Source organism: Arthrobacter sp. NicSoilB8 (genome assembly GCF_019977355.1).
Taxonomy (GTDB): Bacteria; Actinomycetota; Actinomycetes; order Actinomycetales; family Micrococcaceae; genus Arthrobacter.
In genome coordinates this window covers 68,149-89,758 of record NZ_AP024656.1, presented here as the reverse complement: position 1 = coordinate 89,758, position 21,610 = coordinate 68,149, and the positions used below count along the sequence as shown (strand labels likewise).

Sequence of the window (21,610 nt, the reverse complement as noted above, 5' to 3'; positions counted from 1 at the left end):
ATGTCGCATGCAACTGAGAACCCCAGAACGTTCATGGCGTCACTCTGGAACGCCAAGTTTCCCGCCGGTACGGACCACCCGCCCGACCTCCCCGACGTAGTTAAGGACAAAACCATGAGTCTTACAAGCCACCGCCCCCGCCGTCTACGGACCACAGCTGCGATGCGCAGGCTGACCACCGAAACACGGGTGGCCCCTGCCGAGCTGGTTCTTCCGGCCTTCATTCGCGAGGGTTTGACGGCTCCGACTCCCATTACTTCGATGCCAGGTGTCGTGCAACACACCACCGACACCCTCAAACAAGCAGTGACGCAGGCGGCGGAACTTGGGCTGGGAGGAGTCATGCTGTTCGGCATCCCGGGAGTCCGGGATGCCGACGGAACCGCTTCATTAGACCCTGAAGGTGTCCTGAACAAGGCCATCCGCGACGTCCGGGCCGAGGTGGGAGACGCACTAGTCATCATGAGCGACCTGTGCCTGGACGAGTTCACCGACCACGGCCATTGCGGTGTTCTCGATGCTGACGGTTACGTTGACAACGATCGAACAGTAGGAATTTACGCGCGGATGGCAGTAGCCCATGCCGAGGCCGGTGCCCACATGGTGGGTCCGTCGGGAATGATGGATGGTCAGATTGCGGCCATCAGGACGGCACTGGATGGCGCCGGGCACGCATCAACCTCTGTCATCGCCTACAGTGCCAAGTACGCCTCGGCCTACTACGGCCCATTCCGCGAAGCTGTCGACTCCCAGCTCAAGGGGAATCGCCGTACCTACCAAATGGACGCCGGCAACCGCCGCGAGGCTCTCCGCGAGGTAAAGCTGGATCTGGCCGAGGGAGCGGACATAGTCATGGTCAAGCCCGCCACGACCTACCTGGACATTGTGGCCGACGTGGCAGCTATGAGTCCTGTGCCCGTTGCGGCCTACCAGGTCTCGGGTGAGTGTGCGGTGATTGAAGCTGCAGCAGCGAATGGCTGGATAGATCGGCGAGCAGCCATCACCGAATCAGTTCTGAGCATTCGGCGTGCGGGCGCCAGCATGGTGCTTACTTACTGGGCAGCTGAGGTTGCCGGCTGGCTGAAGGAAGACCGGTGACCGGGCCCGGCATTCGTTAAGCAAAAGGACCCGTTTAGAGTCACTGACGCACACGCACCACCCTTGTATCGTCCCTTCAGGTGCATCGGGCAGGATACGGCGCTATTGACGGCACGCAGTCATCCGTGGGAACTTGACGATGAACCTTGGGAAGGTCGGGGCGCTACTTTGTTGTGGGGCGCCTCGACCACCAAAGGCGCTTTCATCCTTGGCTCGAAGATTTGAAATGACGAGCACCGCGACCTGCCTGCTCCTTCACACGTGGATGGGGTGTTCTGAGAGACCCGGGGCCCGTCAGGCTGAGCCCGCGCCAGGAAATCTTCTGGCAAGGTCCAGGACTGTATGCCTAGCTGCCAGTTCGACCATGTCATGGCACGTATCAGCAGGGAACGGCTAAGGCAGGTGAACAACCTGCTGCATAAATTGAACCCCTACACGTCGGGAGTCAGGGAGGAACACGGTGCAGCCTCACTCGGATACCGACGGACATGCGATACGCAGCTCGTTACCCAGGCAGCATGCTGCGTTGACTAATGGCCGTTCCCGAGCGACCGGAATCTCTCCCGGAGCAGCTTTTTGTCGTATTTGCCAACGGAGGTTCTCGGCAACGCATCTAGGAAAATCCAATGATCCGGAACCCAGAACTTGGGAAAGGCTGCGGCGACGTATTCCCTCAAGGAAGCAGCTGCCGGCCGTTCACCGCTGGCGACGATTATCGCTGCGGGGCGCTCCTGCCATTTGTCGTCATCCACTGCGATGACGGCGGCCTCCCGTACGCCTGCGTGACCGGCCAGGTGCGCTTCCAGTGCAACTGACGAGATCCACTCTCCACCGGACTTGATGATGTCCTTAATGCGGTCAGTGTAGGTGACGTATCCGTCGGGGGAGATATTTGCGATGTCTCCAGTCGGGAGCCATCCGTCCGCAGTCAAGGTGTCCCCTTGTCCGTTCAAATAGCCGCTGGCGACCCATGGACCACGAAGCTGAAGCTCGCCGGCCCGGCGGCCGTCATTGGGAAGCGGAGAACCGCACTCGTCGACTATTCGACTCTGAACTCCGATCAGGAATTGCCCTTGGGTGCGCTGATACGGCGAAAGGGTTTCGAAGTCGAACCCCTGGGGTGGAATCCCGGACGTCATAGTGGACGATGTTTCGGTCATGCCGCATCCGTGCAAGATGGCCACGTGATGACTGATCTGCCACCAAGAGATCAGCCCGTCCGGGACGACCGCGCCACCAGAGGAAATTCGCGTAAGTGACGAAATGTCGTAGGTCCCGTCCTTCTCCAAGTCGTAGGCGTGTGCAACGTCGCCCCAAATCGTCGGAACTCCTGCCCCGAACGTTGGCCTCAACTCCGTAATAGCTTCAAGCAATGGCTTCGCCTGGTTCGATCGGTTGGTGAGGATGATGTTGCTGCCGACCATGAATGCAGAGAAGAGTAGATTCCATCCCGTGACATGAAACATCGGAACGGCGGGCAGGATTGTGTCTTGGCGCGAAAGCCCAAACTGAGCTCCGCTTGTGTTCAGGAGTGACTGAAGCCAGATGGATCGGTGGCTGTACAGGACGCCCTTAGGTTGTCCCGTCGTTCCAGATGTGTAGCAAAGGGCAGCCGCCGATCTCTCGGGGACGCGCACCCATTCGGCAATGGCTTCACTGGCGTTGACCAGTTCGTCGTATTTGTAAACCGCAATTCCGGCTCTGGCGATTGCGTCCAGGTGCGTCTCCGAATCGGGGCCTGGCACGCCGTTGGCGTAGTGAATGACGGCTCGCACGCCGGGTGTTAGCCCAATGCAGTCGACAAGGGTTGCCAACAGCATGTCATCGACGATGATCACTGAGGTGCCGGCGTCAGTGATGCACCAGGTGAGCTGGTCGGTACTGAACCGGGGGTTTAGCGTATGCAGTACCGCTCCTAGACCGGGGATGGCAAAATAGCATTCCAAATGCTCCCGCGTATTCCAGGCCAGCGTTCCTACCCGGTCGCCCGGAGCCACTCCTAGGGTCTTGAGAGCGGTACCGAGACGCGAACTCTTTTCAGAGATTGAGGCAAAATTGGTTTCCCGGACGCCATCCTCATAATGGGTGAAGACCTTGCTCTCTGCGAAGTTTCGTGCGCCGTGCTCGAGTATGTCAGCAATGCTGAGTTCAATATCCTGCATGGTTGACTTCATCCCGCTGCTCCTTCTGGTGATCGTTGACATTGCCGACTCATCGCCGCTGGTTTCTACCGCTTGAGGGAAAGACCCATCAACTCGGCCGCTCGTTTTGGGGTCGCGACCGTTCGGCCGAGGGACTCAACGATGCTCTTCATGGTCTTAAAGACAGCGAGGTTCGATTCGATTCGATCTGTGCGGTGGGGCCACATGTAGTACGTGTCCTCCATGCCGATACGGACGTGCAGGCCCATCAGCACGGCAAGGGTTGCAAGGTGGAGGGAAGGTCTCCCCGCCGCGCAGACCATGATGATGCCGTCCGGGTCGATGTCGCGGATGGCTTCTACGATGCGGGTCAGCCCGGAGATCATCTGGCGGGGATTATTCATGGGGCTTCCACCAGGTAGGGCTGGTAGCACGAGCCATACAGCTGGCGTTGAAATGAGTCCACTTCGAATGAGTAGTCGATCGGCGATGCTGACATCGGCATCTGTATAGATGGCGATTTCCGGCACGCTGGAGGCCTCTTTGATCAGCCGGGCCTTCTCGAGGATGATAGGAGCCGGCTTCGCAAAAAGTGAGTCTCCAATATACGTGGCAGTGGCATTGATTGGCGCTGCGTCGAGCAAACCGAGCCCCAGCATCTCGACCATCTTTTCCCACTCCCCGTCTAGGGCCGGCACGAGGCAGCCGTCAACGGGCAGTTCGGGGAACTCGCTGTGCAGGGGCTCTGTGACATCTTTGAAAAGCTGCGGGGAGAGCACGTTGTATCCGGCGTCGTCGCGTACATGTAGGTGGACCGTGCTGGCTCCGGCTTCGGCAACTTCACGAGCGGACTCCAGAATCTCCGCTGAAGAAATCGGCTGGTTCGGGTTCTCCTTTTTCCCGAAGAAGGCCCCCGTGATTGCCACAGAGACGATCGTTTCTTCGGGAATGCTCGTCCATGGCTCTGACGTGGGCATATCGTGGAACGAGGACCCCTCGAGGTCCATGATGAGGGGGGCGCCATAGGGGCGCCAAATCATCTTGTGGTTCTCTCGAGCCACTCCGCGCTGAACGCGATCCCAGTCAATGTTTTCCATCAGTCTTTCCTTCGGTTGTGAACTGCCCGGCCCGCATGCGCGTGGCCGGCACGATTGGATGGTGAATTATTATTTGATGCGGAACCAGCGCGCACCCGGAACCGCAGCGGCGAGCCACCGCCGGCCCGGGCGCCCAGTGTCCTGGATGTTGCTCGGTATTTGTCGTCTCAGTTCTTGATGTGGAGGTCGGCGCGAGGGAACCGCTTTGGGGGGATTCCTTGGACGACATCCCGACCACGGGCGGTGTCGGCGTAGAGACGGCAGAACACGATGCGGTCACCTTCGACGCGGAAAAGAAACAAGTGTTCGTTATTCATGGGGATGTCGTGGATTGAAAGGGAGTCGGTCTGCACCGGCACGATCACCCAGGCGCCGGACACGAGTACATCACGTGCCTCGTACCGGAAGTATCGCCATTCCTTCGAAACTTCCTTCCAAAAGGCCACCCACTCATCGGGCCCCACATACTGGCCGCCATAGGGGAGCGAGTCTGACATCTCGAAAGTGAAGTTTGGTGCCAGCAGCGCATTCAGGGCACCGCGGTCGTTACGCTCGTACCCCGTAAAAGCGGCCTTGACCGCATTTACAATTTTCGACGGGACGGTTTGATTGGCCCTGTCCACGTCATCCAAAACGTCAAGCGTTCGGAACACATGGCTGCTGACAAGAGCAGCCAGGCGGGCAGGCGCCTCAAGGGGTGCAAAGTGTCCCACACCGGGCAACGTGACCAATCTCGGCGAGGAATATTGATTTGTGATCTGCAGGGCGGTCACCTGGGCGGTCAGTACAGGATCGTTCTCGCCGACCAAGGCTAGGACCGATCCGCCAAACCCTTGCGCGTCCGGGGACACATCATTCTGGGTCCATGCCTCAAGGTATAGGGCCAGGCTCTCGGGGCTCGCGGTCTCGACCGAGAGCTTCCCCATGGCTGATCCGAATGCTGAACCAAGCAGTCCACCGGTGAGTACGGTGCACACCTTTGCCATGATGTCTGGATCCTTGGCGGCCGCACTGAAGAAAGCCGCTGATTCGTCGTCCACGGGAAAGCCTCGACTCGGCACTGCGGAGATGAGGGTCAACGTTTCGATGCGATCCTGGGCTACTGCTGCGGCGAGCAACTGAGCGGCCTGGCCACCCATCGAATGGCCCACTACATGGAAACGATCCCATCCCAATTCGTCTACGAGCGCGAGCAGGTCCGCTGCCATCTCGCGAATGGTGAAATCACCTGAGAGTGCCGCGGAGGCGCCGTATCCCCTGAAGTCTGGGAATAGCCAGGTCGCGGCGTTGACGTCGAGATACGGATACAGCGGCTCGAAGGCGGCTGAAGATGCCGACCATGCATGGGCGAAGAGCACGCGTACGGGGCCGTTGCCGATCGTGCGATATTCAAGGAACTTTGTCATCATATTTCTTTTCTTTTGGGTGTAGGGCTGGTGCGCAGACTTGTGCGCTTCACCAGCGGGGCGCTATTTCAGCCAGCTGGAGCTCGCCACGACCGAAGGAGAAGCCCTCGTTCGGGACAGGAACTAAGGCGATGAAAATGTCATCAGGCGAAACCTCCAAAGCCTCGGCAACGAGTCGATTGATTGCCGCAGTGACGCTCCGTTTATCGTCCAGTGACCGATGGGCACCGAACAGAACAGTGATGATCATGCCGTCAGATCCCCTTTCCATACCCATGAACGTCGGATGGAGATAGAGCTCATCGGGCCCATGCTCGGTGATGATGATGAAGCGGTCGTCCTCAGGAACGCCGAGGCCTTCGACGAGCGACATGTTTAGAGCGTCCGCCAGCATGCGCTTCTGCGTACTCGTGAATCGGCCGGCAGGAATATGGGCATTGAAGACGGGCAATGGAATCCTCCTGGTGTGATGGCGGGTAGGCCATACGGATAAATAGGAGCATATGCGCATATTATTGGGGAAAGCAAGACCCTTTGTGGAAGTGGGGCCAATATCGAGCACGGCGGCCGGCAACTCGTCGACCCTGCCAGCGGGACCGACCTGGAATGGGGGTGCGACCGTTCCGCGGTCCAGAAGGGATTCTCCGCGAATTTGGCCGCCCCGGCAGGCGCAATCTGGACGGTCCCCAGCGGAGGTCGACCGCGACGGACTCGGCCACTGCCAGTTGACTGGAGGCTTGTCTTGAGCGCAGTACCGTCCATCACGATGACGTCGTCGCTGGCATGTCCTTGATTTCGGCAAATTCTTCAGGATAGTCCCACAGGCGCCGACGCCGGCTGTCATTAAGGGTGCGGTCGACGATCGACAGCCTGGCGCAGGCAGGGCGGTTGCACTGGCCGCCCATGCGCGCAGTCCCGCCCGCCGCTCCTCCTCCGGTTTCGTTTTTGGCATCACCAGCCCTGGCTCCCGGGACGAGCTCGAGGACATCCGGCAAGAGAAGATTGACATGCCAGCAAATAGGAGTATATGCTCCTAATTATCGATGTGTTTGGCATCACATCCAGCAATTTGCCTTCGATGGCCATCGGCAGCAGTTACGGACCGGGCAACAGCCCACGTTCAGGGCTGTGGTCGCGGGTTCCGGTCACCCCCGCTGGAATCACCCGCGCAGTTCTCCGAAGCCCTCGCCCACCATATTCTCTCCGGTCCGTATCGGATCCTGGCCAATCGGTCGAAATACAACAATGCCCAAGAAAGAATCGTCAATGAGCAGCACTGCAATTGTGGAGGCCATGGAGCTCGCCTTCACAGGGTACGAAACTAACGATCGGGAACCGCTGATCAAGCTCCTCTCCCCCGACTTCGCGTTTGAGATGTCCGATTCGCTTCCCTATGGCGGACTGTACATAGGTCCTGAAGAGTTCGCGGCGTACTGGAAGGAGGTTGGAAAGGAGTGGGAGTACTTCCGCTACGATGCCCACGAGATCATCCATAGCGGCAACACCATCGTGGTCCCGGTGAAAACCAATGCACTCTCCAAACAGGGCATCCGGATGCGCAATGAGCACCTATTCCTCTTCAAGGTGGCAAACGGGCAGGTTGTGCAGGGACGCCTATACGCTGACACCGCACGAGGTCGCGATGTCATCGCCGGAAAAGAACCCCAGCGCTTTGAACGTATCGCACTCCCCGATCGGGCATAGCTCATGACAACTCGAATCGATGTCGAATTCGAAGGCGAGGACGGCGTCATTCTCCGCGGCTGGCTGTTTCAGCCTGAAGGCGAGGGGCCAAAGCCGGCCATCACAATGGCACACGGCTTCGCGGCCGTGAAAGAACATGGCCTGGAAACATTCGCCCGCGCTTTCGCCGCTCAGGGGTTCGTCGTTCTCGTCCATGACCACCGCAATTTTGGAGCGAGCGAAGGATCACCTCGCCACGACATCGACCCCTGGCGACAGATCGCCGATTGGCGCCGCGCGATCACCTTTCTTGAGCTGCGGCCCGAGGTTGACCCGGATCGAATCGGAATTTGGGGTACCAGCTTCGGTGGCGGACACGCCATAGTGTTGGGCGCGACAGACCGCCGCCTTCGTTGTGTCGTGGCGCAAGTTCCAACTATCAGCGGCTATGACCAAGGACAACGCCGCGTGTCACCCGACGCCACGGCAGCCCTGGAGGCCGCCTTTGCGGAAGATGCGAGGCAGCCGTTCCGTGGACGGGCGCCCCGTAAGACTCGAGTGGTTTCGTCTGACGCCGAGGAAGCGGCCGCTTATCGCAGCCCGGACGCCATGTCTTTCTACACTCAGGCCTCCGCCGAAGATAGCTGGGAGAACGAAGTCACGCTGAGGTCTACGCGAGCGGCCCGTTCTTACGAGCCGGGCATCTGGGCACCAAGGGTTTCTCCAACCCCTCTTCTCTTTCTCGTTGCATTACAGGACACCGTGACAGTAACGGATCTGGCCTTACGGGCCTACGAGAATGCACTTGAGCCAAAGTCCCTGGTCACCATGCCCGGTGGACACTTCTCCCCCTACGAAACAGAGTTCCAAACCGCGTGCTCATCGGCCCTGACGTGGTTCAAACATCATCTCTAAATCCGGAATTCGACAAGCCCGTTATCTCCCTCTCCAACCCAGCGTGTCCCAAAATGCGGAATGCAGAAGCCCGCATCACAGGCCAGCTGGCCCCCCGACCCTATTTACTAAGGACGCAAAGATGGACATCCTGAAGGACCTTCGCCAAGCACCAATGAGCCGGCTTCAAATCCGTGCCGTTGCCGTAGCAACCGCACTAATGATGATCGATGGGATCGACATAGCTGTTGCAGCCTACGCAGCCCCCGCGCTTTCCCGTACCTGGAATCTGGACCCTGTCACCTTGGGATTTCTGCTGAGTTCAGGTCTCGTAGGCATGGCAGCCGGGTCCCTGTTCCTGACACCATTCTCGGACCGGATCGGCAGACGGAGGCTGACCTTGCTCGCGCTCGTCCTCACCGGAGCCGGAATGCTATTGTCCGCCTTGGCAGCGGATGTTGTGCAGCTGATGGCATTCCGGGTCCTGGCCGGTCTGGGAATCGGGGGCATGATTGCCAATAACAACGTCTTCGTGTCTGAATACTCCTCAGACAAACGCCGCGGCAGCATCTTTGGCATTTACACAGCAGGATTCCCGATCGGGGCAACTCTGGGCGGATTGATCGCCAGCCCGCTGATTCCACAGTTCGGCTGGCGGTCGGTCTTCGTTGCGGGCGCAGCTGCCAGCCTCGTTATGCTCGCCGTGGCCTGGCGTTTCCTCCCGGAGTCCCTCGACTACCTGCTCAGCAGACGACCCAACCATGCACTGACGCGGGTAAACGCCATCATGGCAAAGATGGGAAGGCCGCTTTTGGCGGAATTGCCCTCTCAGGAGCAGCAGGCTAAGGGCCGAATTGGGGAGCTGTTCACCGGGCGCATGGCCACCCGGACTGTGCTGCTTTGGGCCGGGTACGGCCTGATGATCGCCGCCTACTACTTCGCCACCACCTGGACACCAAAACTGATGGCCACTGCGTCGGGTGATGATTCCCTGGGAGTAACCATGGGCCTTGTCATCAACACCGGAGGTATTGCCGGGGCCGTGCTCTTTGCTGTTCTGGCAATCTTCCTTGATAGCCGTCACCTGTTGCTCGGAGGGCTGTTGGCATCGGCGGGGATCTATCTGACGTTTGGCTTGGTGTTTCACCAAACGTCAATCGCCATCCTCATCGGAATGGTTCTCGGCGTGCTGACAAGCGTAAATGTTTGCGGGTTCTACGCTACGACCCCGTCACTATTTCCGGCAGCGCTGCGCGGAACGGGCATTGGCTGGATGATCGGCATCGGACGTCTAGTCTCTATTGTGTCCCCGATTTTCGTTGGCTACCTCTTGGCAGGGGGATGGCCGGCCGAAGCAATCTTTATGCTGTTCGGCGCTCCCCTGGTCGTATCTGCCTTGGCCATGGTCGCTGTATGGAAAATGTCCGGGCAGGATTCGACGACATCGCAGCCCGCCCTGGCCGAAGTCCGATAACGCCAGCCGCCCAAATCGTATGGGTTGCGGCCAGCGGACTCGCGCTTTGCCAATTACCCCACTTGACACATACCAACGGCCGCCGCGGCGGTTCTGCAAACTGCAGACTGAAAGGTAAGCAAATGCGCATTCTCGTCATCGGAGCTGGTGCGACAGGAGGATACTTCGGGGCCCGCCTCGCCCTAGCCGGTCGGGACGTCACTTTGCTCGCTCGAGGATCCCGTGCTGCACAGCTCCGGGCAGAGGGCCTGACAGTGATCGGGTGCGACCGCACCGATACCGTCCACCCGCCGATCCTGACTCACGACCAGGTAACTACACCGTTTGACCTCATTATTGTCGCGGTCAAGGCTGACGCGCTTGCCGCCGCACTGAACGGGATCGAAACAGTGGTCACGGAACAGACCGTGATCGTGCCGTTCCTGAACGGCATCGAGCATATTGAGGAACTCACGGCTCGCTTCCCCGGCAATGTCCTGGGCGGGATCGTCCGCGTCGTGACTACGGTCGACGACACTGGCCGGATCATCCAGCTCAAGCCGATCGCTACACTCACCATCGGTGAATTGTCCGCCGACCGCACTCCGCGCCTTTTGCAAGCCTTCAATGTGCTCACCGTTCCGGGCATCGACACCGTGCTCGCGGAGGACATTATGGCCTCTCTGTGGCACAAGTGGGCTTTTATCGCCGCGTCAGGAGTGGCCACGTGTCTGTTTCGGAACACCATCGGCAATATCCTGGCAGTTCCCGGCGGTGAGGATGCGATTCGCCGGATCGTCGCGGAGTGCGAAAGCATTGCCGCCGCTGCTGGCCAGGCCGTGCCAGACACCGAACACCGTGCGACTATCGGCATGCTCACCGAGCCCGGCTCGACGTTCACGTCTTCGCTATACCGCGACGTAATCGCTGCTCGGGCCGGCGAAACAGAGCACCTGTTGGGCAACTTCGCAGCCCGGGCCCATGCGTGGAGCGTACCCACCCCGATTCTCGACCTCGCGCTTATCCAGCTCCGGGCGGGCGTGGACCGTGGCCTTCTGACCAAGGCGGTCTGATCGCAATCCACCACGGGAGCCCAATCGTGAGCCGGCGCCGGCGGGAAACCCGAGGAACCTGATATTCGCCCCCGCATTTGTGGCCAACCTTCTGGTTGGCGAACCTAGGAGCTTGACATGAACCGCCCCTACAATCCCGAAAGTAGACTCATGGGATTTGATCAGCTGGTCGCTGACTTCCGCGTCCAAGGCAGGACCGAGATGGAGAGGAAACTGGAAGCCGCCGTCCGGGCGGCCAGACAACAGGCAGTCGTGGACCGAACGCGGGGCATCCTTGTCACCCGACACGATTTTGACGTCACCCGACACGATTTTGACCACTTTTCCGTGTCCCTTTCCCCCGGGTGCCCTTTGGATTCACCCAGAAACTCGACCATGCCTGCCGCACCCAGCAGGTCTGCGCTGCGTAAATCGTGCGCACTTTGGACGCGACGCACTCATCCCGGCGGTCTTCGTTACCCTGCAAGATTGTCGTTGCCACTTTTCACTCCTCAAAGATTGAGAAATGCCGTGGATAAAAGACACCAAACTAGCAGCCATCCGGGCGACAGATGGACAGCACAGCAACACGAAGCTGACTGGACACAACTCGAAGGCCGAGCGGTACAGATCTACGACGGTGGTCAGCTTATTGCGCGGGGACGCGTAGACGCCGTGACCAGCGACGGAAGTATTCTTTGGCTCGCCCCGAATGGCGTCCTCACCCGCTCGATGGTTGAGAAGGTGCCCGGACGATCCATCACTGTCCTGACCAAGCAGTGAGTAGCACATCCAGCTCGCGGTGCCCCAGGGGAACATCAGGGCGATTCCGCACCAATTGCGGACGGCCGGTCTCGGAGCGAGTAGCTTCTTCCTCGCATCAGGCCAAGCGATACGACATCCGGCTCCATCGGGAGGCTGGTCCTGGACGGCCGGCGGCTGGCTCGTTCAATTTCCGATCTGGTTGGGAATCGTCGGCTCAGAGTCGTTTTTCATCCGTGAGTCGCCTCGCAAGGCCGGAACGGCGAAGGTGCCGACCAAATCAAGTCCTTGTGTGGTAGCCGAAGACCCGCGTCCCGGGCGAGAGCGATTGCTGAACAGCTCGGACCATGGAGAGTAGAGCCCTGCTGGTCACGACCGGGTAAGGCCAGGCCGCTTGGCGTCCCCATCGCGATCTGAGTCGAACCCGTTGCGGTGCATCTTGATTTGGCGATGATGCTCGACCGACCATGCAGAGAGCTGAAGGACGGACGAAAGCAGGGAGTTGCCCAGATCGGTGAGGGCGTACTCCACACGGGGAGGTACCTCGGCATAGGCGGCTCGGGTGATAAGTCCGTCCCGCTGAAGTCGGCGCAACGTAAGGGTGAGCATGCGTTGCGAAATGCCAGGGATGGCATAGGCAAGATCAGAATATCGAATCGGTCCACCTTCCAGCGTGCCTATTACCAAAATGCTCCATTTGTCGCCCACGAGGTCGAGAACTTCGCGAATGAAGTCGGCGTCGAGATCTCCCCAGTGTGCGCACGGGCCGGGAACTGTCCGAACGTTCGCGCGGACGTTCTTTGACGTCATGGCCATCTCCTTCGTACGCACATCGATGTGCCTTTTGTATGGTCTCAACACTGACACATAATGTTGTTACGAACAAATAGTACCCGAGGAGCCTTCATGAGAATTGATTTCTGGTCAGACATCATCTGCCCATGGTGTGGATTGATGGAGCATCGCTTGACCTTGGCAGTTGAACGATTCGCGCACTCCGAACAGGTCGAAGTCGTTCACCGGTCATTCCCACTGCATTCCGACCTTCCGGTGGAGGGGATCACCCAGCGACAGCTATCGAAGATGCATGGCATGACAGACGCCGACACGGAAAGCGTCCTGCGCCCGATCGAGCTCATGGCAGAGCGTGATGGGCTGCAGCCTTACAACGCGCTCGATCGGACCCTCGGACCGACCGGCCAGCTGCATGAGATGCTTGCCTTTGCGACGGAGCAGGGCAAGCACAGCGAAGCGTGGCACACCGCCTTCCGTCAGCACTTCGGTGACGGACGCAACCTGTGGAGCATCGATGACATCGTTGCATTCGCATCCGACATCGGGATCAATCCGGTCGCCGCCCGCGACACTATCGGGAGCGGCCGGTTCCGCCACAGTGTCGAGCGTGATCAGCGGGAGGCCCAGGAACTCGGTGCCAGCGGGACCCCCTTCATGCTGATAGATGGGCATCTGGCGATTTATGGAGCTCGGGACGTCAACGCTCTCGTGGCTGCCTTGGACCAGGCCTGGGCGGCTGCACAACCGGTCGACTTCGCCTCGATGGAAACCGGCGGCATGAGCCTTCCGGATGATGGCGTGTGCTTGCCCGGAAGTAGCCCGATAGCATGAGCGCGTCGATTGCCGTCCTGTTCGGGCGCCTACGTCCTGGCTCATCAACCCGCCAGATCGCGGGGCCCAGTTGCTCTAGTGGCAGCTCTATGGATGGCCCAGAACGGCGTCCGTACCCGCTCGAGAAGCTGCCCGGAAGATCCGTCACTGTTCCGAGCAGTGATTCGGTCGTGCGGCTCGGTGGTTCCTTCTCCGGAAAGATCGGCGATCTCGCTCCGATTGCGGGCAGCTGACCACCGGACGGCGAAGGCTTCTTCCTCGCATCAGCCCACGCGAAAGGAAATCCGCATCCATCGGGAGACTGATCCCAGAAGGCGGGGCGGCACCCCCGGCCAGTTCAAGTTTCCGTTCTGGTTGCGGAAGCGTCGGCCCGCAGTCGCCTATCGCCCATCAATGGCCTCGCAAGGCTGGGGCGGCGAAGGTACCGACCAGATCATGTCCTTGTGTGGTAGCCGAAGACACGCGTCCCTGGCGAGAGCGACTGCTGAACAGCTCGGACCATAGAGAGTATCTGTCCCGCGACGACGAGGATGTTAGGTTCTACTCGAGTGTCTGGTCCAGAAATGTTCACGGCGGCTATAATGCGTCCTGAATGGTCACGCACTGGTGCGCCGACGCCGATGAGCTCGGGGTCAAAAATCCGGTTAGCTACTGTGTAACCAGTTTCCCGGGCTTCCCGGACGTGAGCCAGATACTCCCGTGCTGCATGGGTTCCGAGGCCGTCTTGGCCTCTGCGGACGATCTCGAGGATCTGATCATCCTCGTAGTCCATCAACAGCGCCATCCCGCTTGAACTTCGGTTCAGGGGTACCGTACGCCCTGCCCATCCGACTGCCTCGATGGACCGGTGGGAACTTTCGGTGTGTACCGTCAGGACCTCGCCATCACTGAACACTGTCAGATAGCTGCGTTCGCGAATCACCGCAGTAAGCCGGAACATCATTGGCACGGCCATCTTAGTCAGGCGCTGATCACCGGCCCGCAGAGCCAGCGCAAACAAGCGCCAGCTCAGCTCATATCGGCCCTCTGGATCACGGGCCACCAGCCCGGTTTCCAGCAGGCTCTTGAGCTGGCGGGATACGACGGATTTGTCGCGGCCCAACGCACGCGAAACATCGGAAACGGTCATTCCGTCGGGGAACTCAGCCGCATCGCCAGAGCTGAGCGCTTCAAGAACTGCCATGACTCTCGCCGCGCCGCTCTGTTTCTGCTCCGTCTCCATCCTCGGATGCTAGGTCGAAGACACACTTTATGCAACGGCATGATGCAAAAACTGCAACTTCAGGGCAGCAACCGGCTCCCATGATGATGACCTCGTCGCCAAAGCCTTGGCTGTCGAGTATTTTCTGGCCTTGGCAGGACGCTTATTACTGGCCCCACTGAAGGTCCTGTGCAGCGGTAGGTGGATGCGGCGAACACAGAAGGGCGGGGAACCGGAGCAGGAGGGTTGGCCGGTAGAACCTTGGCGATTTCGAAAGTTGATGCTTGATGCGATTAGGGCGGAGTCGCCCTGTGTTCTGGGGCAAACGTAGGTCCCAGATGTCCTCAGCAGGGTGAGAAACAAACAGTGAATCGGATGCAGCCATCCCTCCAGGGATGGCTGCCCATCGGTCATTTTTTCACGACAACGGCGAGGAGGTCGTGGGTGCGGTGCTTCAGTCCCAGCGTGTGAGCGCCGCAGTGACACTGGGAGTAGATTACGGTTCCGGAGGACGTGGAATGCTCGGATTGGACTTGCCAGGTATGTTCATGCATAGGTACAGCATCCTGTAATGTATTGCTCCCGTTCAACCATTACACTGGCGGTGTGGGATACAGTCACGAGACTCAGGTAGGAGCCCAATTAGCAGCGGCCCTGGTGAATGCGCCGGACGGGCAGGACCTGGAGGCTTTGCTGCGCGATGTCAGCATTACGGAACCCGGGGTGGACACCGCTGCAGAGCAGGGTCTTTACGCCTGGGCAGCAGAACTGAAGCCGGTATTTGCCGCCCGAAGCGTGGAAGCAAGATGCCTTTCAATCAATGCGCTCCTCGAGCGTGCCGCTGGGAAACTGTCATTGACGACCCATGACGGCTCCCCTCCCCACCTCCACCTTTTTCCTGACGGCGACGACGTTCTCTCCCGCGTCAAGGCTGTCACTGCCTGTGGACTGGCGCTCTTTATTGCCTGGAGCGGCGGCGAACGGATCGGCACTTGCGCCCGGGAGAGCTGCTACCGGGCGTTCGTCGACAATTCAAAGGCCGGCCGGCAGCGATACTGCAGTGCCCGGTGCGGAAACACGGACGCCGTGGCACGACACCGACGAGTGGCGAACACCCAGACCGCAGGAACGCGGTAGGCATGAGGAGCCCGCCAGGGTTCGCGGTACGGGCCGACCGCGGGACCCGATTTAAGCCGGGCGAGGTGTACTGCCCGGGCAGGCTGGTTAAGCGGCTGATGGGCGTCCGGCCTCCGATTGCGGTGTGGGGCCTGTGGTGATTGCAGTGGTGGAGCCAGGCCGGGAGGGCGTTTCTGCGGGCTGATTCTGTGGCGTAGAAGCGTTGGAATGCCCATCCGTCGGCCAGGGTGCAGTGGAACCGCTCGATTTTCCCATTGGTCTGCGGCCGGTAGGGGCGGGTCTTCTTCGCCTTGTTGTTCAGCTCCAGGCAGGTGTCCCGCCAGAGATGGGATTTGTAGGCCGCCGTTGTCGGAGAGGACCCGTTCGACGGTGACACCGCGGGCGGCGAACCAAGACGCAGCCCTTTTCGGCACGGCTACCGCCGTGGCCGCACTTTCATCGCCATGGATCTCGGCGTAAGCCACCCGGGAGTGGTCGTCGATGACGGTGTGCACGTAAGCGGTCCCGATCAGCGGTTCCCGGTTCTTGCTCCGCGGCTTTGCTGGGGTCGCAGCCCTGTTCCGTCCGCCGTTTTTCCTGCCGCCGTAGCGCCAGCCGCCGCCGTCCGGGATGTTCCCGAGCTCTTTCACATGAATCATGAATCATGGATCCTGGGTGTCTCGTGCTAATAGCGGCGGATCACTTCCCTGGTGCGCTTGTCCGAGTAAGGGAGCCAGCTCAGCCGGCAGCGGACCAGAACCGCGTGGACCGTTGAGGCCGGCATGGCCAGCTTCGCGCCGATCCCGACTGGTCCCAGACGCTGCTTCCACCGAAGGTGCACGACCTTGCGTACGAGTTGCTGCGGGGAGCGGTTCGCCACTCGGTGCGGCCGCGAGAACCTGTCCGTCATGCCCGCCTCGCCCATCGCGGCATATCGCTCCGCCCAAGGTTTGGCCGTGGGCCAGGCGCAATTGAACTGTTCGGCCACACGGGACACCGGCCATCCGTGGTCAATGACCAGACGCGCGACCCATAAACGTTGGCGCGGCGTCAAAACGGCATTGGCGTTAGCGTGGGACATCGAGGACCTGCTGGTCGCGTCAGCGGTTGTCTAGGCAACGGTCAGCAGGGTGAGAAGCAGTCCGTAAACCGGCTGCAGCGATCCTTCTGGTTTTGCGGATGCAGGGCGAGGAGGACATGGGTGTCGGGCTTCAGTCCTTGCGACGCCGGCGGGTGCTCGAACGGCCCTTTCAGGGACGGTGAACTCTGGCTGCGGACATCCGCTCTGGGGCGCACAGGTGCAGAGTGAGGCCAACCTGGGCGTCGACCGGTGCCCGCAGCTTCCGCGGGACCCTTCGGGCGGTCTAGCGGCGGGCTCCTCCCCCACCCTACGCCGTGCGCGGCACTGGCTCTCGCAAACGGGGCGAGGCGGCCTTGACCTGGATGCCCCGTGCCCGGAACCCATTACCTCGGAGAGTCAACCAAACCCTGGGCGGTCTCCTTAGCTTGCCGCTTGTCGATACTTGCCAACAGCTGTACCGGAGCAATCACTCGGCACAGATGATAGCCGCCTATCACCACGATGGTTCCGAGTGATATTCCGCTCAGGGAGAATGAGTCGCTGAAATTCACGCTAGTGTTGCCGATTCCAATGATGACGCCCGCTGACACCGGCACCATATTGATCAGATTGCCGAAGTCAACGCCGCTTTCCTTCCAGATCTGGGCGCCAAGTAGGCCGATCATGCCGTAGAGGATGACTGTGCTGCCGGCGAGGACACCGCCAGGCATGGCCGCGAACAGCGCGCCAAACTTGGGGGAAAATCCAAAAAGGACCGCTATGCCGGCGGCAACGTAGTAGGTGGCGGAGGAGAAGACGCGGGTGGCGGCCATGACACCGATATTTTCACCGTAGGTGGTGACGGGTGAGCCGCCCACTGCACTGGCGACCACCGTGCCGAGGCCAACGGCTATGACTGAGCGGCCCATCATAGGGTCCAGGTCCTCGCCCGTGGTCTCCGCGATGGCCTTGACATGGCCAACCGTCTCGGCCGTAATGGCGATAACGGCGGGCAAGATGACCATGATCGCTGCGATGGAAAAGCTAGGAGTGTGCCACCCGGCGGCCTCCGTTCCGTCTGCGCCCATCATCGTGGGCGCAGGAAGCCCGATCCAATCGGCGTCGTGCAGCGGCTGCCAGTTGACCCGTAAATGGGTGGTGACCTGGCCTATGCCAGCGTCCAACGAGGTGATCGGGCCCACGGCCACGTCAAGCACCCAGGACAAGAAGTAGCCAAAAACCAGGCCGAGAAAGATCGAGATCCGGCCGAAGAAGCCACGCAGCCCGACCGCACAGCAGATCGTGAAGAGCATCACGATCAGGGCAACCCACTGGTCCTGCGGCCAATAGGTGTCGGCCACCACTGGCGCGAGATTGAATCCGATCATCAGTACGATTGAGCCGGTCACCACAGGAGGTAGGACTTTGTTGATCACCCGGGATCCGGCAAAGTGGATCAGGACCCCCAGAAGGACGAGCACAACACCGGCGACCAGGATGGCCCCGGTGACTTCGGCCGAATCTGCACCGGGCTGGGAACGCACCACGAGTACCGCGCCGACAAAGGCACCACTGGTGCCAAGGTAGCTGGGCACGCGACCCTTTACGACGAGCAGGAACATAACGGTCGTGACACCACTCATCATGATCGCTAGCCGCGCGTCCAGCCCCATGAGCAGCGGAAGAATGAAAGTGGGGCCGAACATGGCACCGACGTGCTGCACACCCAGGCCTATCGTCCTGGGCCAGGACAGTCGTTCGTCGGGGGCCACTACCTCTTCCGGGCCGAGTGACTTGCCGTCACCATGTATCTTCCAACCAAGCGACATGACTGCATCCTTAATATGCGTGTGGCGGTGACTCTTGTGGTGTCACAGACTTGCTGATTTTTTGGGGCGCGGCGCTTACGCGTGCGATTTTTTGAACGTATTTTCGTCTGGGGCCAGACGGCGGGCTCGTCGTTCGCGGGCAGGCCGGGTCCCGGATTGTGGATGACGGCGGGGCCGTCATCTCATTTGCGGACCCGGCGACCCTATGGGTGCTCCGCTGACCGGTGATATCACAGGAGCGGCTGAGGTATACGTCCGCCACTGAGATTGCTTGGCAAAACTTCAAACGATTTGAACGCGGACTCGGCGGACGTACTCATGGGGCCTCCCACGCTTCGGCGTGAGAGGAAAGGGACCTGTCGCCTTGTGCGTAGAAGTACGTGAGGCCTTCCCTCCCACTCACTGGCCAGATCAGCCGGGAATCCCTCCAGCCAGGGCTGGATCAGGCACTAACCGCGGCGCATGTCTGCCGCGATCATGGATTAGGACTTGTAGGCCAGCCGCAGGAGGGTGCCGGCAAGGATCGATACTCCTTCTCCCAGTGCCCTTGGGTCGGTGTCCTCCAAGGGAGTGTGACTCAGGCCGCCCTTTGAGGAGGTGAAGATCATTCCGACTTTCGCTATCTGTGAGAACAACTGTGTATCGTGCCCTGCTCCACTGGAGAGTGGCCGGTACGGAACTCCGCCATCATTCAGCGTTTCTTTGATAGCGTCCATCACTTCGACATTCATCAGCACAGGCTCATGATCGTGTTGAAGTTTCAGCTCAATCCCGAGGTCCCTCTTTGCCGCTGTCGCGGCGAGACTTCGTTCAATGACTGACTGGGTGGCCAGCTGCTGGATCCGGTCGGGAGTCCGCAGCTCGACCGTGAACCTGACCTGTCCTGGAACAACGTTGATCTGGTCGGGAGTTACAGATAGGCGGCCGACCGTCGCGACGGCCGGCGGGCCAGCCTCTTTTGCCGCATTTTCGACGTCGGAAATCATCTGTGCAACGCCTGCCAGCGCGTCTCGGCGAAGGTTCATTGGAGTTGTGCCGGCGTGATTGGCCTCTCCCGTCACGGTGACGTCCCAACGCGTAATTCCTGTAATCGCAGTTACCAACGCCAAGTCAAGACCCTCGTTCTCTAGGATCCCGCCTTGTTCGACATGGAGTTCGACAAAGTAGCCGATATCGTTGCGCTTGGCCGAGGAGATCTCACGCGGATCCAGTCCTAGTTCTTGCATGGCACTGGCCAGGGACACGCCGGTCTTGTCGAGACTCTCTTCGGCTTCGCGCAGAGTCGTCTCTCCAACGATGGAGCGAGAGCCCCAGTAATGATTGGTGAATCGACTTCCCTCTTCCTCACAAAGCACGATAACTTCAAGCGTACGGGCGGGCTTACCCAGCTTCCGTCCCAGAGATCCGACGGCGAGGATGCTGCCGACAACACCGTAGGCACCGTCCAGGCGGCCGCCGTTCCTTACCGTGTCCATGTGCGAACCAGTAGCCACGATTGGCGCATCGGTCGTTCCTTGCAGGCGACCAATGATGTTCCCAACAGGGTCTATCCGTACTTCCAGCCCGCGTTCCGCCATCCAGCCCTTGATCAGTTCCCGTGCCTCCACCCAGGAGGCATCGTATAGGGATCGATAGGTACCACCGTCGCTCTGAGCACCAATGGCGTAGAGCTCGTCGAGCATTCTGCCCGCATCTTCTTCAAAGTCTTCAAGAGTCTCATGCATCACAAGTGGCCTTTCTCTTTTTCTTCCGTAGTCTCGACAGCTGTGGTTGCCGCCGACCCTGTAGTCATTGCGGCGGCTCCAGATGACCAGCGCTGGACCAATTTCCCCCGGCCCGGGGTGGCCACGCACTTTCCGTCCAGGGCCACGATCTCTCCCCGAGACAAGGTCATGACTGGCCATCCGGTAAGTTCCATCCCCTCATACGGAGACCAGTCAACGGGGGTGTCAAGTTCTGCTGCCCTGACGACCCGTCGTATAGTCGGGTCGAACAGAACCAGATCGGCATCGGATCCTTGGCTGATGGTCCCCTTCATCGGCCATAACCCAAATAGTCGGGCGGGGTTTGTGCTCAAGAGCCCGACCATCTCACTCAAATTCAGACGTCCCTTCAGGACGCCCTGTGAATGGATCAGCTGAAGCCGGAGACCTGCCCCGGGCAGACCATTGGCCCCGCGGCGAAAGTCGGTGCGGCCGAGGTCTTTCACTTCAGTGCCGTAACCACAGTGATCCGAGCTGACGACCTGAATCACGCCGTCTGCCAACGCTCGCCAAAGTGCATCGGAATCTTCGGTTGTGCGCAACGGAGGGCTGCACAGGAACCGATGCCCGTCAGGGCGTTGCAGTGACTCCTCCGTGAGGGTCAGATAGTGTGGACACGTTTCGGCGTAGGCCGCAACACCCCTTTCGCGAGCTCGCCGTATCAGTTCCACACCCTGGCGGGTGGAGGTGTGGAAGATGTATATGCTTGCGCCCGTCTGCTCGGCAAGGAACAGGGCACGATTGATCGCCTCTGCTTCGGCGATGTTGGGTTTCGTTCGCGCAAAATCAGCCGCAGTCGTCGCGGCATTCGCTACAAGGCTTTGAGTGTTGAACTCCATCATCGCCGCGTTCTCTGCGTGCACGATGGTCATGCCGTTTCCGCGTGCGGACGCTTCAAGAGCAGCCAGCAGGAGCGCATCATCACCCATACGGCCCTGAGACCGATACAGCATGTAGAGCTTAAAAGTAGGGAAGCCCAGCGCTATGAGTTGAGGGAGTTCGTCAACCGTTTCAGTCGACGTACTGGTTAAAACCGGGTGGAGCGAGAAGTCGATGACAGACTGCCCCTCGGTTTCTGTTCGGCGTTCTTGAATTGTTGAAATCAGATCCGATTCGCGCTGGACTGCGAAGTCGATGACCGTTGTGGTGCCACCAGCGGCAGCGAATGCGGTTCCCGTTGCAAAATCGTCAAGCGCAGAAACCCACCCATGATCCAGGTGGACGCGGTGCCCAAAATGTGCATGCGGATCGACTAAGCCTGGAAGTACAAGGAGGCCATCAGCATCCACGGTCTGTTCAGCCGACGACAGTGTCCCCGGCGCACCTACGGCTAGAATTTTTCCATCGCGGATCCCAACGTCCCCGAAAAATTCCTCTTCCGCAGTCACCAATTTGCCATTCTTTATCAGAAGATCAAACATCGCTGTTT

General features: G+C 59.9%; 16 protein-coding genes and 1 pseudogene. 7 read left to right on the top strand and 10 right to left on the bottom strand.

The genetic code is table 11. From position 1 onward, the window contains the following. The first annotated feature begins 114 nt into the window (after window positions 1–114). Window positions 115–1,098 carry a porphobilinogen synthase gene (hemB, locus tag LDO15_RS22605; RefSeq protein WP_223988152.1) on the top strand — a complete coding sequence of 328 codons (984 nt, stop codon included), beginning with the start codon at window positions 115–117 and terminating at the stop codon, window positions 1,096–1,098. A 530-nt stretch (window positions 1,099–1,628) separates the two neighbouring features. On the opposite strand, the gene LDO15_RS22600 is transcribed toward hemB, so the two are convergent. The 4 genes from LDO15_RS22600 to LDO15_RS22585 form a co-directional block, all read right to left on the bottom strand. Next, window positions 1,629–3,272 (bottom strand): long-chain-fatty-acid--CoA ligase, encoded by a 1,644-nt coding sequence (locus LDO15_RS22600; RefSeq protein ID WP_223988082.1) that lies wholly within the window; start codon window positions 3,270–3,272, stop codon window positions 1,629–1,631. A 53-nt stretch (window positions 3,273–3,325) separates the two neighbouring features. Beyond that, complete coding sequence (locus tag LDO15_RS22595) at window positions 3,326–4,336, bottom strand: 3-keto-5-aminohexanoate cleavage protein (RefSeq protein ID WP_223988080.1); 1,011 nt, start codon at window positions 4,334–4,336, stop codon at window positions 3,326–3,328. Window positions 4,337–4,503: 167 nt separating this feature from the next. Beyond that, a complete protein-coding gene (locus LDO15_RS22590) occupies window positions 4,504–5,745 on the bottom strand; it encodes an alpha/beta fold hydrolase (protein ID WP_223988077.1) in 1,242 nt (413 codons plus the stop codon). 46 nt (window positions 5,746–5,791) lie between these two features. Further along, the gene (locus tag LDO15_RS22585; protein WP_223988150.1) at window positions 5,792–6,253 is read right to left on the bottom strand and encodes a tautomerase family protein; all 462 of its coding nucleotides are present in this window, start codon (window positions 6,251–6,253) and stop codon (window positions 5,792–5,794) included. A gap of 755 nt (window positions 6,254–7,008) precedes the next feature. Here LDO15_RS22585 and LDO15_RS22580 point away from each other — a divergent pair. From LDO15_RS22580 to LDO15_RS22565, 4 genes are all read left to right on the top strand, one after another. Then, window positions 7,009–7,446 carry a nuclear transport factor 2 family protein gene (locus tag LDO15_RS22580; protein WP_223988074.1) on the top strand — a complete coding sequence of 146 codons (438 nt, stop codon included), beginning with the start codon at window positions 7,009–7,011 and terminating at the stop codon, window positions 7,444–7,446. A 3-nt stretch (window positions 7,447–7,449) separates the two neighbouring features. Continuing rightward, window positions 7,450–8,340: an alpha/beta fold hydrolase gene (locus LDO15_RS22575; protein WP_223988071.1), complete on the top strand. Its 891-nt coding sequence runs from the start codon at window positions 7,450–7,452 to the stop codon at window positions 8,338–8,340. Window positions 8,341–8,461: 121 nt separating this feature from the next. Continuing rightward, window positions 8,462–9,793: an MFS transporter gene (locus LDO15_RS22570; RefSeq protein ID WP_223988068.1), complete on the top strand. Its 1,332-nt coding sequence runs from the start codon at window positions 8,462–8,464 to the stop codon at window positions 9,791–9,793. A 122-nt stretch (window positions 9,794–9,915) separates the two neighbouring features. Then, window positions 9,916–10,845, top strand: coding sequence for a 2-dehydropantoate 2-reductase (locus LDO15_RS22565; protein ID WP_223988065.1), 930 nt, complete (start codon window positions 9,916–9,918; stop codon window positions 10,843–10,845). A 1,110-nt stretch (window positions 10,846–11,955) separates the two neighbouring features. Here the strand turns inward: LDO15_RS22565 and LDO15_RS22560 are convergent. Further along, window positions 11,956–12,396 carry a helix-turn-helix domain-containing protein gene (locus LDO15_RS22560; RefSeq protein WP_223988062.1) on the bottom strand — a complete coding sequence of 147 codons (441 nt, stop codon included), beginning with the start codon at window positions 12,394–12,396 and terminating at the stop codon, window positions 11,956–11,958. Between the two features lie 96 nt (window positions 12,397–12,492). Between LDO15_RS22560 and LDO15_RS22555 the strand changes: the two genes are divergently transcribed. Then, window positions 12,493–13,212 (top strand): DsbA family protein, encoded by a 720-nt coding sequence (locus tag LDO15_RS22555; RefSeq protein WP_223988059.1) that lies wholly within the window; start codon window positions 12,493–12,495, stop codon window positions 13,210–13,212. A 433-nt stretch (window positions 13,213–13,645) separates the two neighbouring features. Here the strand turns inward: LDO15_RS22555 and LDO15_RS22550 are convergent, their stop codons facing one another. Further along, entirely contained in the window at window positions 13,646–14,434 is a 789-nt protein-coding gene (locus LDO15_RS22550) for an IclR family transcriptional regulator (protein ID WP_223988056.1), read from the bottom strand. Between the two features lie 585 nt (window positions 14,435–15,019). Between LDO15_RS22550 and LDO15_RS22545 the strand changes: the two genes are divergently transcribed. Further along, window positions 15,020–15,550 (top strand): CGNR zinc finger domain-containing protein, encoded by a 531-nt coding sequence (locus tag LDO15_RS22545; RefSeq protein WP_223988052.1) that lies wholly within the window; start codon window positions 15,020–15,022, stop codon window positions 15,548–15,550. Window positions 15,551–15,614: 64 nt separating this feature from the next. Here the strand turns inward: LDO15_RS22545 and LDO15_RS22540 are convergent. From LDO15_RS22540 to hydA, 4 genes and pseudogenes are all read right to left on the bottom strand, one after another. Beyond that, window positions 15,615–16,610: pseudogene (locus tag LDO15_RS22540) on the bottom strand (IS481 family transposase); the annotation flags it as partial. Between the two features lie 383 nt (window positions 16,611–16,993). Continuing rightward, complete coding sequence (locus LDO15_RS22535; RefSeq protein ID WP_223988050.1) at window positions 16,994–18,418, bottom strand: solute carrier family 23 protein; 1,425 nt, start codon at window positions 18,416–18,418, stop codon at window positions 16,994–16,996. A 482-nt stretch (window positions 18,419–18,900) separates the two neighbouring features. Next, on the bottom strand, window positions 18,901–20,142 hold the full coding sequence (locus tag LDO15_RS22530; protein ID WP_223987774.1) for a Zn-dependent hydrolase: 1,242 nt from the start codon (window positions 20,140–20,142) through the stop codon (window positions 18,901–18,903). Next, window positions 20,142–21,602: a dihydropyrimidinase gene (gene hydA / locus LDO15_RS22525; RefSeq protein ID WP_223987776.1), complete on the bottom strand. Its 1,461-nt coding sequence runs from the start codon at window positions 21,600–21,602 to the stop codon at window positions 20,142–20,144. The genes LDO15_RS22530 and hydA overlap by 1 nt, the downstream gene beginning before the upstream one ends. Window positions 21,603–21,610 lie beyond the last annotated feature (8 nt).

Bases quoted from the DNA above. Each gene is read 5' to 3' on its own strand.
- LDO15_RS22560 (WP_223988062.1), bottom strand. From the start codon at position 12,396: ATGACGTCAAAGAACGTCCGCGCGAACGTTCGGACAGTTCCCGGCCCG.
- LDO15_RS22550 (WP_223988056.1), bottom strand. From the start codon at position 14,434: ATGGAGACGGAGCAGAAACAGAGCGGCGCGGCGAGAGTCATGGCAGTT.
- LDO15_RS22570 (WP_223988068.1), top strand. From the start codon at position 8,462: ATGGACATCCTGAAGGACCTTCGCCAAGCACCAATGAGCCGGCTTCAA.
- hydA (WP_223987776.1), bottom strand. From the start codon at position 21,602: ATGTTTGATCTTCTGATAAAGAATGGCAAATTGGTGACTGCGGAAGAG.
- LDO15_RS22530 (WP_223987774.1), bottom strand. From the start codon at position 20,142: ATGCATGAGACTCTTGAAGACTTTGAAGAAGATGCGGGCAGAATGCTC.
- LDO15_RS22600 (WP_223988082.1), bottom strand. From the start codon at position 3,272: ATGAAGTCAACCATGCAGGATATTGAACTCAGCATTGCTGACATACTC.
- LDO15_RS22580 (WP_223988074.1), top strand. From the start codon at position 7,009: ATGAGCAGCACTGCAATTGTGGAGGCCATGGAGCTCGCCTTCACAGGG.
- LDO15_RS22535 (WP_223988050.1), bottom strand. From the start codon at position 18,418: ATGTCGCTTGGTTGGAAGATACATGGTGACGGCAAGTCACTCGGCCCG.
- hemB (WP_223988152.1), top strand. From the start codon at position 115: ATGAGTCTTACAAGCCACCGCCCCCGCCGTCTACGGACCACAGCTGCG.
- LDO15_RS22585 (WP_223988150.1), bottom strand. From the start codon at position 6,253: ATGCGCATATGCTCCTATTTATCCGTATGGCCTACCCGCCATCACACC.
- LDO15_RS22590 (WP_223988077.1), bottom strand. From the start codon at position 5,745: ATGATGACAAAGTTCCTTGAATATCGCACGATCGGCAACGGCCCCGTA.
- LDO15_RS22575 (WP_223988071.1), top strand. From the start codon at position 7,450: ATGACAACTCGAATCGATGTCGAATTCGAAGGCGAGGACGGCGTCATT.
- LDO15_RS22565 (WP_223988065.1), top strand. From the start codon at position 9,916: ATGCGCATTCTCGTCATCGGAGCTGGTGCGACAGGAGGATACTTCGGG.
- LDO15_RS22555 (WP_223988059.1), top strand. From the start codon at position 12,493: ATGAGAATTGATTTCTGGTCAGACATCATCTGCCCATGGTGTGGATTG.
- LDO15_RS22595 (WP_223988080.1), bottom strand. From the start codon at position 4,336: ATGGAAAACATTGACTGGGATCGCGTTCAGCGCGGAGTGGCTCGAGAG.